This is a genomic window from Stenotrophomonas panacihumi (assembly GCF_001431645.1).
Classification (GTDB): domain Bacteria; phylum Pseudomonadota; class Gammaproteobacteria; order Xanthomonadales; family Xanthomonadaceae; genus Stenotrophomonas_A; species Stenotrophomonas_A panacihumi.
In genome coordinates, this window is sequence record NZ_LLXU01000069.1 from 1 (window position 1) to 15174 (window position 15174).

Below are 15174 nucleotides of genomic sequence, written 5' to 3' on the forward strand. Positions count from 1 at the left end.
CGGTGCAGCGCATGGTCAGTTCGAGGAACGGCATGGGGGCGACTCTTGGGGCGACAGGGCGGGCATCGTAGACCACCCCGGCCGGCCGTGGGTCGGCGGGTGCCGCGGCGGCGCTTGCGCTAGACTTTGCGCGCGCCCGCGAGCCCTCCTGCCGCCGGGACCCGCCCGGACCCCATGCCCCAGACCCGCCACCGCCACCTGCTGATCCTGCTTGCGCCCGCCGCGCTGCTGGCGGCCGTGTGGGCGTACCGCATGGGCGGCGGCAAGCCGGTCGTGGCGTCCTGGCCGAGCATCGCGCCGGTCGCCGCCGTGGTGACCTCCGAGCCGCGCCTGCCGCGCCTGCCCCCGCAAACGCCGGCCGAAGCGCGCGCGCAGGTCGCCGCGGGGCTGCCGGTGAACCGCCGGGCCGCCTTCGAGGGCGAAACCGACCTCTACCGCTACGCCCAGCAGCTGGCCGAAGCCGCCCGCGGGGGCGACGCCGAGGCCGGCTGGATGCTCAGCCGCGTCTACGACTACTGCGCCGCCTACGCGCAGAACCCGGCCGGCTATGCCGCCGACAACACCACGCTGGCCAGCCACGCCAACCCGGCGGTGGCGGCGATGATCGACGCCCGCCAGCACCTGCAGGCGCGCTGCAATGGCTTCGTCGCCAGCGATGGCCTGACCGCCGCCAACATCCTGTCCCAGCGCACGCAGGCCGCGCAGGCCGGCAACCTGGCCGCCGAAGCCGCGCTGCTGTCGCTGGGCCAGCCGCTGGTCGCCAGCGCCGCCTACAAGCGCGACCTGGTGCAGCGCGTGCTGGCCTCGCGCGACCCGGAAGCCTACCTGGCGCTGTCGGGGGCGATGGGCGTGTCGGCGCGGGGCGACGAGGCCTATCGCGGCTACGTCGCCGGCGACCAGTTCGCGCAGCTCGCCTGGCAGCTGGCCGCGTGCCGGCTGGGCCTGGCGTGCGGCGCCGAGAGCAACCTGATGACGAGTTACTGCGCCAACGGCGGGATCTGCTCCGCCAACGCCGCGCAGGACTTCCCGGATTTTGTATATGACGCCGCGGTACCGCGGCAAAGTGCGGACAAGATGGACGAGATGATCAATACGCTGGTCAATGGCACGGGGGTGACGTCATGAAGTTCCGACGCTTTCTGATCGGGGCGCGCTTCTGGTTCTGGGTCGTGGCGTTCGTCGCCTACTCGGCGGCGGCCGTGGGCATCGTGATGATCGATACCGCCGACATGCGCTACCAGAATCTCTCGCAGGTGCACCTGACCTCGGTGAAGTCCGACGACCAGGTCCGGCGCATGGGCGCGGCGCAGGTCGCGGCGCTGTATCGCGCGCAAAGCGGCATGCCGTTCGATTCGCTGCCGGCGGGCGCCACCTTCCAGATCGTCTGGCCGGACGGCTCCACCGAAACGGTCACCGTGGTGGATCCGGCCTCGAGCACGGGCAACCAGCTGCAGGTGGGTTCGCAGCAGGCCGCGCCCGCCACCGGCGCGAACTGACGCCTCGCGCCGCGCCGTCGAAGCGCGGCGCCGGCGGGAAAAGCGGCAAAGAAAAAGGCGGGGAGATCCCCGCCTTTTCCATGCCTGCCTGCCGGCCGCCTCAGACCAGCGCGATCGACTGGTTCTTGCGCTCGGCCAGCCGCTTCTCCAGGTAGTGGATGTTCTGCCCACCGGCCTGGAAGCCCTTGTCGCGCATGATCCGCTGCTGCAGCGGGATGTTGGTCTTGATGCCGTCCACGACCATCTCGCTCAGCGCCACGCGCATGCGCGCGATCGCGGTTTCGCGGTCCGGGCCGTGCACGATCAGCTTGCCGATCATCGAGTCGTAGTTCGGCGGGACCTTGTAGCCGCTGTAGATGTGCGTATCCACGCGCACGCCCGGGCCACCCGGCGGGTGGAAAGCGGTGATCAGGCCCGGGTTGGGCATGAACGTTTCCGGGTCCTCGGCGTTGATGCGGCACTCGATGGCATGGCCACGCAGCACGATGTCGCTCTGCTTGATGGTCAGCTTCTGGCCGGCGGCGATGCGCAGCTGCTCGCACACCAGGTCGATGCCGGTGATGCGCTCGGTCACCGGATGCTCCACCTGGATGCGGGTGTTCATCTCGATGAAGTAGAAGCGGCCGTTCTCGAACAGGAATTCGAACGTGCCCGCACCGCGGTAGCCGATGCGCAGGCAGGCTTCCACGCAGACCTTGCCGATCTCGTTGCGCAGTTCCTCGGTGATGCCCGGCGCCGGCGCTTCCTCGACCACCTTCTGGTGGCGGCGCTGCATCGAGCAGTCGCGTTCGCCCAGGTGGATCGCATTGCCCTGGCCGTCGGCCAGCACCTGGATCTCGATGTGGCGCGGGTTCTCCAGGAACTTCTCCATGTAGACCTGGTCGTTGCTGAAAGCCGCCTTGGCCTCTTGCTTCGTGGTCTCGATGGAGGCCTTCAGCGCGCCTTCGGCATGCACCACACGCATGCCGCGGCCGCCGCCGCCGCCGGCGGCCTTGATGATCACCGGGAAGCCGATCTCGCGGGCGATCTTCGTGTTGGCCACGATGTCATCGCCCAGCGGGCCGCCCGAGCCGGGCACGCACGGCACGCCGGCGGCCTTCATCGCGCGGATCGCTTCCACCTTGTCGCCCATCAGGCGGATGGTGTCGGCCTTCGGGCCGATGAAGATGAAGCCGGACTGCTCCACGCGCTCGGCGAAGTTGGCGTTCTCCGAGAGGAAGCCGTAGCCGGGGTGGATGGCCTGCGCGTCGGTGACCTCGGCCGCGGCGATCAGTGCCGGGATGTTGAGGTAGCTGTCGGCCGAGGCGGCCGGGCCGATGCAGACCGACTCGTCGGCCATGGCGACGTGCTTGAGGTTGCGGTCGACGGTGGAATGCACCGCGACCGTGCGGATGCCGAGCGTGTGGCACGCGCGCAGGATGCGCAGCGCGATTTCACCCCGGTTGGCGATGACGACTTTATCGAGCATGCGCTGCTCCTCAGCCGATCACGAACAGGGGCTGGTCGAATTCCACGGGCTGGCCGCTTTCGCCGAGGATCGCCACGATCGTGCCCGAGACGTCGGCCTCGATCGGGTTGAACATCTTCATCGCCTCGATGATGGCCAGCGTCTCGCCGGCCTTGACCGCCTGGCCGACGCTGACGAACGCCGGCTTGTCCGGCGCCGGCGAGGTGTAGAACGTGCCGACCATCGGCGCGCGCAGCACGTGGCCTTCCGGCAGCGCGTTGCCGGCCTTGGCGGTGCCGCCGGTGGAGGCTTCGGTGGGCGACTGCATCGGCATGCTCGGCGCGGCGGCGACCGGCGCGGCCATCATCACCGGGGCCGGCGCGGGCGCGGCATAGCCGCCCTTCGGCGTGCGCGCCAAGCGGACGCTTTCCTCGCCTTCCTTGATTTCGATTTCGGCGAGGTTCGACTCTTCGAGCAGGTCGATCAGCTTCTTGATTTTGCGCAGATCCATGGTGGCCTCTTGGGTAAACGTGGAATGGCGGCGCGCGGCCGCCCGGTACGGAAGAAAGGGGTCAGGCCGGCGCGAGGCGGGCGAGGGCGGCGTCGAGCGCCAGCCGGTAGCTGTCCGGGCCGAAGCCGACGATCACGCCCACCGCCTTGTCGCTGAGATAGCTGTGGTGGCGGAACGGCTCGCGGGCGTGCGGATTGGACAGGTGCAGTTCGATGAACGGGATCGCCACGCCCAGCAGCGCGTCGCGCAGGGCGACGGAGGTGTGGGTGAATGCGCCCGGGTTGATCAGGATGAAGGCGACGCCTTCATCGCGCGCCGCATGGATGCGGTTGACCAGCTCGTGCTCGGCGTTGGACTGGAAGTACGCGAGTTCATGGCCGGCCGCCTGCGCCTTCGTCATCAGGCGGTGGTTGATGTCCGCCAGGGTGTCGTGGCCATAGATCTCCGGCTCGCGGGTGCCGAGCAGGTTCAAGTTGGGGCCGTGCAACAGCAGCAGTCGGGCCATGGTGGGGACGGAAACCTGAAAGGCCGGAAGTCTGCGCGATGCCGCCGATACTGTCCAGATGGGCGAAGTTGTCGTTGTTTTAAGCGGCCGTTTGAAATCCGCCGGAAACCCGCGCCAGCGCTGGCGGCGTCAGCGCGCGGGCGCGCGCTGGGCCTGCACGTAGGTGGTCAGGGTGAGGAAGGTGTCCACCCAGTACACGTCCCGATGGGCGGCCAGGTAGCGCAGCAGCGCCTCATGGGCCTCGCGGGAGACGGTCAGGTAGTCGCCGCCCACGCCGTGGAAGGTGAAATTGACCATCGTGCCGCGCCGCCCCGCCTCCTCGACCCGGGCGATCAGCTGCGCCCCGGTGACCCCGACGGGCGCCTCGACCGGGACGGCGTGCAGGTCCAGCGTGGCCATGTCCGGCACCACGGCGCCGTCGCCCAGCTTGATCGCCACGAACTGCGGGGCGACCAGCTTGATGTAGTTCTCGCCCTGCGCCATGACGTCGCCGCACGGCACCGTCATCGTCCGCTGCGTCTGGCCATCCAGCGCCTGCAGCATGGTGTTGGCGAGCAGCACCTGGTCCTTCATCTGCGCCGCGCTCGTATGGTCGAGGTCGCGCGCGGGTTCGACCCACTCGTGCCCCTTCACCGAGCCGGAGCATTGGTGGAACAGGGTGTGGTTGCCGAGCTCGTGGCCGTTGCGGGCGGCGGCGCGCCAGGCTTCCATGCGCTTGGCGACCGGCTCGCGCGAGAGCTGCAGGTAGAAGCTGCCCTTGAAGCCGTACTGGTCCAGCTGCGGAATGGCGATGTCGAGCTGGGAATCCAGCGCATCGTCATAGGACAGGCTGACCGCCGCCTTGTGCCCGTCCGGCCAGTGGAAGGGCGCGGGTTCGCCGGCGTTGGCGACCGCGCTGGATACCAGCAGCACGCCTCCCAGTACACGGGCCAGCTTGATCATCGGGCGCTTTCCTCTCTCGCAGGTGCCACGCGGGGCGTGGCGCATCTTGGCGTGGAATGCCGGCGGGAGGGAGTGAACCCGGTCACGGGACGGACCGGGCCCGGGTTCAGCGCGCCGCGCGCAGCAGGGCGTCCTCGACGATCGCCTGGGTCAGCACGGTCGGCAGCACGGTCGGTGGCGCGCCCGGTCCATAGACCACGTACAGCGGCACGCCCACCGCCTGGTGCTGCTTGAGGAATGCGCTGATCGCCGGGTCCTCGTTGGTCCAGTCGCCGGTCATGTACACCGCGTCGACCCGGCGCAGGGTGTCGCGGAACTCGCCGCTGCCCAGCACATGGCGTTCGTTTGCCTTGCAGGTGACGCACCAGTCGGCGGTCATGTTGACGAAGACCACGCGATTGTCGGCGCGCAGGCGGTCCAGCAGCTGCGCGGAGTAGGCGACCTCGCCGGCCTCGGCGGCCGCCGCGCGCGGCGGGGCGAGGCGGGTGACGCCCCACACCGGCAGAAGCGCCAGCACCAGCATCGCGCTCGACAGACCCAGGCCCAGCCGGTGGCTGCGCCAGCGGCTGCGCTCGAACCACCACAGGCCCAGCGCCAGCAGCGTCGCGCCGACCAGCACCAGCGCCAGCGCATCCACGCCGCGCTGCTTGCCCAGCACCCACAGCAGCCAGATCGCGGTGAGGTACATCGGGAACGCCAGCACCTGCTTGAGCGTTTCCATCCACGGGCCGGGCGAGGGCAGGCGGCGCGCCAGCGAAGGCACGAAGCCGATCAGCAGGAACGGCAGCGCCAGGCCCAGGCCCAGCACCACGAACACCAGCATCGCCGGCAGCGCGGGCGCGGCGAAGGCATAGGCCAGCGCGGTGCCCATGAACGGAGCGATGCACGGGCTGGCGACCACGCAGGCCAGCACGCCGGTGAAGAAATCGCCGACCGGGCCGTTGCGCGCGGCCAGCGACTGGCCGAGGCCGCCGCTGCCGCCGAGCGTGAACAGCCCCGACAGGCTCAGACCGATGGCGAACATCAGGTAGGCCAGCATCGCCACGAACCACGGCTGCTGCAGCTGGAAGCCCCAGCCCGCGGCCTGCCCGGCGGCGCGCAGGCCGATCACCAGCGCGCCGATGGCGGTGAACGACACCAGCACGCCCAGCGAGTACCACAGCGCATGGCTGCGCGCGCGGGCGCGGCTTTCGCCGCTGTGGGCCAGCCCGAGCACCTTGAGCGAGAGGATCGGCAGCACGCAGGGCATCAGGTTGAGCACCAGTCCGCCGGCCAGCGCGGCGATCAGCACCCACAGCAGGTTCTGCCGCTGCGGCGGCGGCACGCTGCGGTTGTCGTTCTCGGCCGAGGCATCCGGATAGACCGGCGTCTTGGTCGACGGCACCGGCCGCGCGTTGCCGCTCAGCGGCTGGATCGGCAGCGGCGCGGCGCTGGCCTGTTCGGGCGGGGTGACCTTGCCGGCCGGCAACGCCAGCTTCACCCGGCGCGTCATCGGCGGATAGCAGATGCCATCCGTCTGGCAGCCCTGGAACGTCGCCACCAGCGTGATGTTCGCCGGCGCGGTCTGCCGGCGCAGCAGCGGCAGGGTGACTTCGGCCTGGTCGAAGTACACGACCACGTCGCCGAAGTGTTCGTCATGGTGCGAGCGGCCCTGCGGCCAGCGCGGCATGCCGGTGGCGATGTCCTTGCTGCCTTCCAGGGCCAGCGAGGTGCGGTCGCGGTAGAGGTAGTAGCCCGGCGCCGGGGTGAAGCGCAGCAACAGGGTGTTGCCGTCGCCGACGATGGCCTCGAACGCGAACGCCTGCTCGGCCGGCAGCGGCAGGGCTTCCATGCCACTGCCCGGCAGCCCGGGCAGGCCCGGGCCGGCGCCGGGCAGGGCGGGTGCGCGCGGCAGGCCGCTGGGGGGAGCCGCGGAGGTCAGCTCGCCCGGCGGCAGCTTCACCTCGATGCGCCGCTTCTGCGGCGGATAGCACACGCCGGCATCGGCGCAGCCCTGGTAGCGCACTTCCAGGGTGACGCTGCGCGTGGCCGGGTCGGCCTGGCCGGCGAGCACCGCGCGCAGCTGGCCGCGGTAGGTCTCCACGTTGCCGAAGAACTCGTCGTGCTTCTTGTGGCCTTCCGGCAGGGTCAGCGGGCCCGGCGCGAAACCCTCGCCCACCGGCGCGACGGCGATGCGGTGCCGGTACAGGTAATAGCCGTCGGCGATCTTCCACTGCAGCTCGATGCCATCACGGCCGTCGGCGCGCGCGCTGAGCGCGAACGCCTGGTCGACCGGCAGCAGGTCGGCTTCGGTGAAGGCCAGGGCGGGCAGCGAGGAGAACGTCAGCGCGCACAGCGCGAGGAAACGGTGCAGCCACTTCATCAATCAGGAATCCTCGAAGGTTTGCGCCCGGATCCAGTCCAGGTAGGCGGGCAGGCCGGCGCTGGCCGGGATCGCGACCGCCTCGGGCAGGTCGTACGGGTGCAGCTCGCACAGCCGGGCGATGGTCGCGTCCAGGCGCGCCTGGCGGGTCTTGATCAGCAGCTGGACTTCCTCGGCGCTTTCCACCGCGCCGTTCCAGCGATACACCGAATGCGCCCCCGGCAGCCGGGTCACGCAGGCCGCCAGCCCTTCGCCGACCAGCGCGCGGGCGATCACCTCGGCGCTCGCGGCGTCGGGGCAGGTGCTCAGCAGCAGGTGGACCGGATCGGGGGTGTCGGGCATCTGACCAGTATAGGCGGGCGTTCCGCCCCGGCACCCGGCGCCGGCGGAACGGTGTCGTGCCCCTGCCGGGGCAGCGGCGGCGCCCGGCGGCCGCGTGGCAAAAATTTCCCGGGCCGGCCCTTGAAAGCCCCCGGCCGGGCTCCATTACTGCCCGGTCCCGCCCGTCGGGTGTTTTTCTGCCGCGTGTTGGCACTCGTCATGGGCGAGTGCTAATATCGCCAGTCTTTTCCAGACCAATCAATCACTTAAGAGGGTCTTTCAATGAGCATCAAGCCGCTTCACGACCGCGTCGTGGTCAAGCCGATCGAAGCCGACGAAATCTCCGCCGGCGGCATCGTGATCCCGGACTCTGCCAAGGAGAAGTCCACCAAGGGTGAGGTCGTGGCCGTCGGCACCGGCAAGCCGCTGGACAACGGCAGCGTGCGCGCGCCGGTCGTCAAGGTCGGCGACAAGGTCATCTACGGCCAGTACGCCGGCAGCAGCTACAAGTCCGAAGGCGTCGAGTACAAGGTGCTCCGCGAGGACGACATCCTGGCGATCATCGGCTGATCGCCGAGCGTCATTTCCCCCTTTTTCCAGAATCTACTGAGGTAATAGCCAATGGCTGCCAAGGACATCCGTTTCGGTGAAGACGCCCGCTCGCGCATGGTGCGCGGCGTGAACGTGCTCGCCAATGCCGTCAAGGCCACCCTGGGCCCGAAGGGCCGCAACGTCGTGCTCGAGAAGAGCTTCGGCGCCCCGACCATCACCAAGGACGGCGTCTCCGTCGCCAAGGAAATCGAACTGGCTGACAAGTTCGAGAACATGGGCGCGCAGATGGTGAAGGAAGTGGCGTCGCGCACGAACGACGACGCCGGCGACGGCACCACCACCGCCACCGTGCTGGCCCAAGCGCTGATCCGCGAGGGCGTCAAGGCCGTGGCCGCCGGCATGAACCCGATGGACCTCAAGCGCGGCATCGACAAGGCCGTCTCGGCCGCCGTCACCGAGCTGAAGAACATCTCCAAGCCGACCGCCGACGACAAGGCGATCGCCCAGGTCGGCACCATCTCGGCCAACTCGGACGAGTCGATCGGCCAGATCATCGCCGACGCGATGAAGGAAGTCGGCAAGGAAGGCGTCATCACCGTTGAAGAAGGCTCGGGCCTGGACAACGAGCTGGACGTGGTCAAGGGCATGCAGTTCGACCGCGGCTACCTGTCGCCGTACTTCATCAACAACCAGCAGGCGCAGACCGCCGACCTGGATGACCCCTTCATCCTGCTGCACGACAAGAAGATCTCCAACGTGCGTGACCTGCTGCCCGTCCTCGAGGGCGTGGCCAAGGCCGGCAAGCCGCTGCTGATCGTGGCCGAGGAAGTCGAGGGCGAAGCCCTGGCGACCCTGGTGGTCAACACCATCCGTGGCATCGTCAAGGTCGTGGCCGTGAAGGCCCCGGGCTTCGGCGACCGTCGCAAGGCGATGCTGGAAGACATGGCCGTGCTGACCGGCGGCACCGTGATCTCCGAGGAAGTGGGCCTGTCGCTGGAGAAGGCCACCATCAAGGACCTGGGCCGCGCCAAGAAGGTGCAGGTCTCCAAGGAGAACACCACCATCATCGACGGCGTCGGCGACAAGGCCAACGTCGATGCGCGCGTGACCCAGATCAAGACCCAGATCCAGGACACCTCGTCGGACTACGACCGCGAGAAGCTGCAGGAGCGCGTGGCCAAGCTGGCCGGCGGCGTGGCGGTGATCAAGGTCGGTGCTTCGACCGAAATCGAAATGAAGGAAAAGAAGGACCGCGTCGACGACGCCCTGCACGCCACCCGTGCGGCCGTTGAAGAAGGCGTGGTGCCGGGCGGCGGCGTGGCCCTGGTGCGCGCGATTACCGCGCTGGCTTCCCTGAAGGGCGCCAACGAAGACCAGAACCACGGCATCCAGATCGCCCTGCGCGCGATGGAAGCCCCGCTGCGCGAGATCGTCGCCAACGCCGGCGAAGAGCCGTCGGTCATCATCAACAAGGTCAAGGAAGGCACTGGCAGCTTCGGCTACAACGCCGCGACCGGCGAGTTCGGCGACATGCTGCAGTTCGGCATCCTGGACCCGACCAAGGTGACCCGTTCGGCCCTGCAGAACGCCGCTTCGATCGCCGGCCTGATGATCACCACCGAAGCGATGGTGGCCGAGGCCCCGAAGAAGGACGAGCCCGCCATGGGCGGCGCCGGTGGCATGGGCGGCATGGGTGGCATGGGCGGCATGGACTTCTAAGTCCCTGCCGCGGCCCTCGCGCCGTACGCTGTATCGAAAACCCCGCCGCGAGGCGGGGTTTTCTTTTGCCCGCCCGTCCTCGCAGTTGCCAATGAAACGGTTGGCGCGCCGCAAAACCCGTGTTATCAATGCTGCCCATGAACGCAAACCGCAGCCGCTTTTACTTTTGGTACTACGGTTTTCCGATGCCGCTGGCGGAGGAAGGATTGCGCTCACCCTGAAGGAACCTTCAGACGCATCCCGAAAGCCGCCAGCAAACCTGGCGGCTTTTTTGTTGCCGCCACGCTGGGGCCCCCAAGTACTCGACCCCCCGGAGAACACCATGCCCCCCCTGACCGATGACCTGCGCATCCGCAAGATCGAACCGCTGGTCACCCCCGCCGAGCTGATCGGCGAACTGCCGTGCGACGAGGCCGCCTCGGAAACCGTCGCGCGCTCGCGCAGCGCGCTGCACGCCATCCTGCATGGCCGCGACGACCGCCTGGCGGTGGTGATCGGCCCGTGCTCGATCCACGACCCGAAGGCCGCGCTCGAATACGCCGCGCGCCTGCGCCCGCTGCGCGACACGCTCGGCGACGCGCTGGAGATCGTCATGCGCGTGTACTTCGAGAAGCCGCGCACCACGGTCGGCTGGAAGGGCCTGATCAACGACCCCGACCTGGACGGCAGCTTCCAGATCAACAAGGGGCTGGCGGTGGCGCGCGGCCTGCTGCGCGACATCAACCGGCTCGGCCTGCCGGCGGGCGTGGAGTTCCTCGACACGATCTCGCCGCAGTACATCGCCGACCTCGTCGCCTGGGGTGCGATCGGCGCGCGCACCACCGAAAGCCAGGTGCATCGCGAACTGGCGTCCGGCCTGTCGTGCCCGATCGGCTTCAAGAACGGCACCGGTGGCGACGTCAAGATCGCCGCCGACGCGGTCAGCGCGGCCTCGCACGCGCACCATTTCCTTTCGGTGACCAAGCAGGGGCAGACCGCGATCGTCGCCACCGGCGGCAATCCGGATTGCCACGTCATCCTGCGCGGCGGCAGCCGGCCGAACTACGACGCGGACAGCGTCGACGCCGCGGCCGCGGTGCTGCAGAAATCAGGCTTGGCGCAGCGGTTGATGATCGACGCCAGCCACGCCAACAGCGGCAAGAACCCGGACAACCAGCCGAAGGTCATCGCCGATATCGCCGCGCAGCTGGCGGCGGGCGAGACGCGCATCGTCGGCGCGATGGTGGAAAGCCACCTGGTCGGTGGCCGCCAGGAGCTGGTGGAAGGCCGCCCGCTCGTCTACGGCCAGAGCATCACCGATGGCTGCATCGACTGGGACACCTCGGTGGCCGTGCTGGAGCAGCTGGCCGACGCGGTGCGCGCGCGTCGCGCGCTGGCCGCCGAGGCGGCCTGACGCCTCACCCCTCGCGCATCGTCCCGGTATCCAGCCAGCGCTGGTGCCAGGACAGCGCCTCGGGCAGCAGGTGCGGCGTGTGCTTGCCGTACGCGTCGCGGCAGGCGCGGTCGAAGTAGTCCTCCAGCTGCGCGCGGTAGTCCGGGTGCACGCAGTGGTCGATCACCACGCGCGCGCGCTGCTTGGGCGTCAGCCCGCGCAGGTCGGCCAGGCCCTGTTCGGTGACCACCACCGCCACGTCGTGCTCGGTGTGGTCCACATGGCTGACCATCGGCACGATCGAGGAGATCGTGCCGTTCTTCGCCGTGGAGGGGCTGAGGAACGCCGAGAGGAAACCGTTGCGCGCGAAATCGCCCGAGCCGCCGATGCCGTTCATGATCCGCGAGCCCATCACGTGCGTGGAATTGACGTTGCCGTAGAGGTCGGCCTCGATCATTCCGTTCATGCCGATGCAACCGAGGCGGCGCACCAGCTCCGGATGGTTGGAGATCTCCTGCGTGCGCATGACGATGCGCTCGCGGTAGAAGGCGATGTTGCGCTTGAACTCCTCGTTCGCCGCCGGGCTCAACGCGAAGCCCGTGCACGAGGCGTAGCGCAGCACGCCGGACTTGAGCAGGTCGAGCATGCCGTCCTGGATGACTTCGGTGAACGCCTCCAGGTCGCGGAAGCCGCTGTTCGCCAGGCCGGCCAGCACCGCGTTGGGGATGTTGCCCACGCCTGATTGCAGCGGCAGCAGGTTCGCCGGCAAACGGCCACGCGCCACTTCGTGCTTGAGGAACTCGATCAGGTGCCCGGCGATGCGCTCGCTGGTCTCGTCGGCCGGGGTGAACGGGCTGTTGCGGTCCGGCCCGTTGGTGCGCACCACGGCCACCACCTTGTCCAGGTCGCAGTTGAGCGTGGTCTGGCCGATGCGGTCATCGCCGTGCACCAGCGGGATCGGCTTGCGGTGCGGCGGCAACGCGGTGCCGTAGTAGATGTCGTGCATGCCGTCGATATCGGCCGGCTGCCACTCGTTGACCTCGATGATGATCTTCTTGGCCAGGTCCAGCCAGGTCTTGTTGTTGCCCACCGACGTCGAAGGCACCAGGCTGCCGTCCTCGCGGATCGCCGTCACCTCGATCACCGCGGTGTCGATCTCGCCATAGAAGCCGAACCACACGTGCTGCGCGACGTGGCTGAGGTGGATGTCGATGTAATCCAGCTTGCCGGCATTGATGCGCGCACGCGCGTCCGGGTCGGTCTGGAACGGCATGCGCAGGGCGATGCCGTCGGCCTTGGCGAGCGCGCCGTCCAGTTCCGGCGCGGTGGAGGCGCCGGTCATCAGCTTGATCTGGAACGGCTGCCCGGCCTGATGCGCGGTCTCGATCTGCTGCGCCAGCGCGATAGGCACCGCCTTCGGATAGCCCGAGCCAGTGAAGCCGCTCATCGCCACGGTCTCGCCGGGCGCGATCCACGCGGCGGCGGCTTCGGCGGACACCACGCGGTCGCGCAGGCGGGGATGGAGGATGCGTTCGGCGGTCATGGCGGAAGCTGCGGCGTCGGGGGAGACCGGCATTATCGGCCACGCCATGGGTGGCCTGCGTGCGACGAAGGTGGGATGGCACGCACGCTGCCGATATGTCCCTGCCGCTGTATACCGACACGCGCGCCCGTCGCGGGTAGCATGGCGCTTTACGCCACCGTCCGGAGCCGCAGGCCATGGAATCGACGCGCCCGTTCCCGCTCCGTGCCTGGTGGTCCGCCCGCCCGCGCTGGCTGCGCCGCACGCTGTCGACGCTGGCCGGCGTGTACGTCGCCTACCTGCTGCTGGCGAACCTGTTCCTCAACACGCCGCTCGGGCCGTGGGCGGCGAATCGCAAGCCGGAGAAGTTCACCGCGCGGTGGGGCAGTGCGCTGAGCTGGTGGCCGGGTTACGTCAAGGCGTGGGACGTGCACCTGCAGGGCCACGTCATGCACACGCGCTGGGAAGTGCGTGCCGGCCGCGCGCAGGGACACGTGGCGCTGCTGCCGCTGTTCCACCGCGAAGTGCGCGTGCCCGTAGTGGTGGCCGACGAGGTGAGCGGCGGCGCGCATCGCGATCCCGGTGCGCCGATCCTCCCGCCCACCTTCGATCCGAAAGCCAAACCCGGCTGGGTACTGCGCTTCGACCGCATCGTCAGCGACAGCGTGCGCGAAGGCTATTTCGGCAACCTGCGGCTGCAGGGCCAGGGCCGCGCCGAGATGGGCTTCAGCAAGCAGATGCGCGGCGGCGCGATGGCGCTGACGCCTTCGCAGGCGCACTTCACCGCCGCCACCCTGCGCCAGGGCGAGCAGGTGCTGCTGCACGACGCGCGCATCGATGGCGATTTCAGCCTCGACGCGCATCGCCGCGACCAGGCCGCCGGCATCGACAAGCTGCTCAAGCTCGATGCACGCCTGCGCCTGCAGGGCCGCACCGCCGCGTTGTCGTTGCAGCGCGACGACCAGGGCCGGCCGGTACTGCGCCCGGCACCAGGTCAGGGCGACGCCGACATCGACCTGCACTGGATCCGCGGCGAACTCGCACCCGGTGGCCGGTTGGCCTGGCGCGCGCCGCTGGTGGGCACGCGGCTGGACGGCCAGCCGTTGCAGGGCGAAGCGCGCATGGACGTGCGCGTGGACCAGGACATCGTCGTGCACGCGCTGATGCCCGAACAGCCCGGCGCCAACCTCAAGCTCGATGCCGACCTGCGCGTGCAGGGCCGCAAGGTACCGCTGCACGACTTCACCACGCTGGTGCCGCGCGCCAACGGGCATGTGCTGATGCAGTGGCGCTTCCCGTCGCTGGGCTGGATCACCGCGATGTTCCCGCAGGCGCAGTGGCTGCAGCTGCGGGGCGAAGGCCAGGTGGATGCCGACGTGCAGGTACGCGCCGGCCAGCTCGCGCCCGGCAGCCAGGTCAGCGTGCCGGAGGCCAGCGCCAGCGTGGAGGTGATGGGCCACCATATCGATGGCCAGGCCGTGGCCCACCTGCGCGTGGACGGCGAGGCCGGTGCGCTGGTGCCCACGCTGGACCTGCGCATGCAGCGCTTCCAGATTGCCGACGAGGCGCGGCATCCGTTCGTTGAAGGCGAGAACCTGCAACTGGACCTGCGCGCCGGCGCCGGCGAGCGCACCGTGGCCGGCCTCAAGCAGACCGCCGCCGCGCACCTGGTGTTCCGCGATGCGCGCGTGCCCGACCTGCGGGCCTACAACCGCTTCCTGCCCGAGGGCCAGCTGCGCTTCGAAGGCGGCAACGGCACCTTGAGTGGCGACGTGCAGGTGGCGCCGGGCGGCACGATTTCAGAGGGCCGGCTGCGGGTGGCCGCGCGTGGCGCGCGCCTGCACGCGGCCGGCATCGCGCTGCGCACCGACCTCGACGCCGACCTGCACCTGCGCCAGGCCGACCTGCGCGGGCAGAACTTCACCCTCGACGCCAGCACCGTGGCGTTGCGCAACACCAGTTTCACCGGCCCGGATGGCGAGCCGCACAGCGGCTGGTGGGCGACGGTCACGCTGCCGCGCGCGCACATGGACTGGACCCGGCCGATCAGCCTGGACGCCAACGCGCAGGTGAAGGTGCGCGACCTCGGCTTCCTGCTTGCGCTGTATTCGCAAAAGCGCGATTTCCCCAAGTGGGTGGGCAAGGTCGTCGATGCCGGACAGACCCAGGTGAGCGGGCGCATCTTCTGGCATGGCGACCAGCTGGTGCTGGACCGCATGCAGGCCGGCAACGACCGCTTCACCGTCCTGGCGCGACTGCGACTGCGCGGTGGCCAGCGCGACGGCGACCTGTTCGCCAACTGGGGCGTGCTCAGCGCCGCGCTGGAAACCGACGGCGGCAAGCGCGACTGGCACCTGATCCGCGCCCGCCAGTGGTACGACGCGCAGCCGGCATTGCTGCGCTGAGGGTCGCGCCACCCTGACGC

The 15174-nt window shown here is 69.4% G+C and carries 13 protein-coding genes; 6 read left to right on the forward strand and 7 right to left on the reverse strand.

Going from position 1 to position 15174, the window contains the following annotated elements:
• Positions 1 to 174 precede the first annotated feature (174 nt).
• Positions 175 to 1125 carry a hypothetical protein gene (locus ARC20_RS07560; protein ID WP_057646170.1) on the forward strand — a complete coding sequence of 317 codons (951 nt, stop codon included), beginning with the start codon at positions 175 to 177 and terminating at the stop codon, positions 1123 to 1125.
• Positions 1122 to 1496: a hypothetical protein gene (locus ARC20_RS07565; RefSeq protein ID WP_057646171.1), complete on the forward strand. Its 375-nt coding sequence runs from the start codon at positions 1122 to 1124 to the stop codon at positions 1494 to 1496. Before ARC20_RS07560 ends, ARC20_RS07565 begins: the two co-directional genes overlap by 4 nt.
• Before the next feature lie 100 nt (positions 1497 to 1596).
• On the opposite strand, the gene accC is transcribed toward ARC20_RS07565, so the two are convergent.
• The 6 genes from accC to cutA form a co-directional block, all read right to left on the reverse strand.
• Complete coding sequence (gene accC / locus ARC20_RS07570; protein WP_057646172.1) at positions 1597 to 2964, reverse strand: acetyl-CoA carboxylase biotin carboxylase subunit; 1368 nt, start codon at positions 2962 to 2964, stop codon at positions 1597 to 1599.
• A gap of 10 nt (positions 2965 to 2974) precedes the next feature.
• The gene (gene accB / locus ARC20_RS07575) at positions 2975 to 3454 is read right to left on the reverse strand and encodes an acetyl-CoA carboxylase biotin carboxyl carrier protein (protein ID WP_057646173.1); all 480 of its coding nucleotides are present in this window, start codon (positions 3452 to 3454) and stop codon (positions 2975 to 2977) included.
• Positions 3455 to 3515: 61 nt separating this feature from the next.
• Positions 3516 to 3959, reverse strand: coding sequence for a type II 3-dehydroquinate dehydratase (aroQ, locus tag ARC20_RS07580; protein WP_057646174.1), 444 nt, complete (start codon positions 3957 to 3959; stop codon positions 3516 to 3518).
• Between the two features lie 129 nt (positions 3960 to 4088).
• A complete protein-coding gene (locus ARC20_RS07585) occupies positions 4089 to 4901 on the reverse strand; it encodes a polysaccharide deacetylase family protein (protein WP_057646175.1) in 813 nt (270 codons plus the stop codon).
• A gap of 106 nt (positions 4902 to 5007) precedes the next feature.
• Entirely contained in the window at positions 5008 to 7263 is a 2256-nt protein-coding gene (locus ARC20_RS07590) for a protein-disulfide reductase DsbD family protein (protein WP_057646176.1), read from the reverse strand.
• Positions 7264 to 7266: 3 nt separating this feature from the next.
• Positions 7267 to 7605, reverse strand: a complete 339-nt coding sequence (cutA, locus tag ARC20_RS07595; RefSeq protein ID WP_057646177.1) for a divalent-cation tolerance protein CutA — start codon at positions 7603 to 7605, stop codon at positions 7267 to 7269.
• Between the two features lie 261 nt (positions 7606 to 7866).
• On the opposite strand from cutA, the gene ARC20_RS07600 reads away from it, so the two are divergent.
• The 3 genes from ARC20_RS07600 (at position 7867) to ARC20_RS07610 (ending at position 11248) form a co-directional block, all read left to right on the forward strand.
• Positions 7867 to 8154, forward strand: a complete 288-nt coding sequence (locus ARC20_RS07600) for a co-chaperone GroES (protein ID WP_057646178.1) — start codon at positions 7867 to 7869, stop codon at positions 8152 to 8154.
• Positions 8155 to 8205: 51 nt separating this feature from the next.
• Positions 8206 to 9855: a chaperonin GroEL gene (groL, locus tag ARC20_RS07605; protein WP_057646179.1), complete on the forward strand. Its 1650-nt coding sequence runs from the start codon at positions 8206 to 8208 to the stop codon at positions 9853 to 9855.
• Positions 9856 to 10177: 322 nt separating this feature from the next.
• Entirely contained in the window at positions 10178 to 11248 is a 1071-nt protein-coding gene (locus ARC20_RS07610) for a 3-deoxy-7-phosphoheptulonate synthase (RefSeq protein WP_057646180.1), read from the forward strand.
• A gap of 4 nt (positions 11249 to 11252) precedes the next feature.
• On the opposite strand, the gene scpC is transcribed toward ARC20_RS07610, so the two are convergent.
• Entirely contained in the window at positions 11253 to 12770 is a 1518-nt protein-coding gene (scpC, locus tag ARC20_RS07615) for a succinyl-CoA:acetate CoA-transferase ScpC (protein WP_057646181.1), read from the reverse strand.
• Positions 12771 to 12946: 176 nt separating this feature from the next.
• Between scpC and ARC20_RS07620 the strand changes: the two genes are divergently transcribed.
• Positions 12947 to 15154, forward strand: coding sequence for an AsmA family protein (locus tag ARC20_RS07620; protein WP_057646182.1), 2208 nt, complete (start codon positions 12947 to 12949; stop codon positions 15152 to 15154).
• Positions 15155 to 15174: the final 20 nt, after the last annotated feature.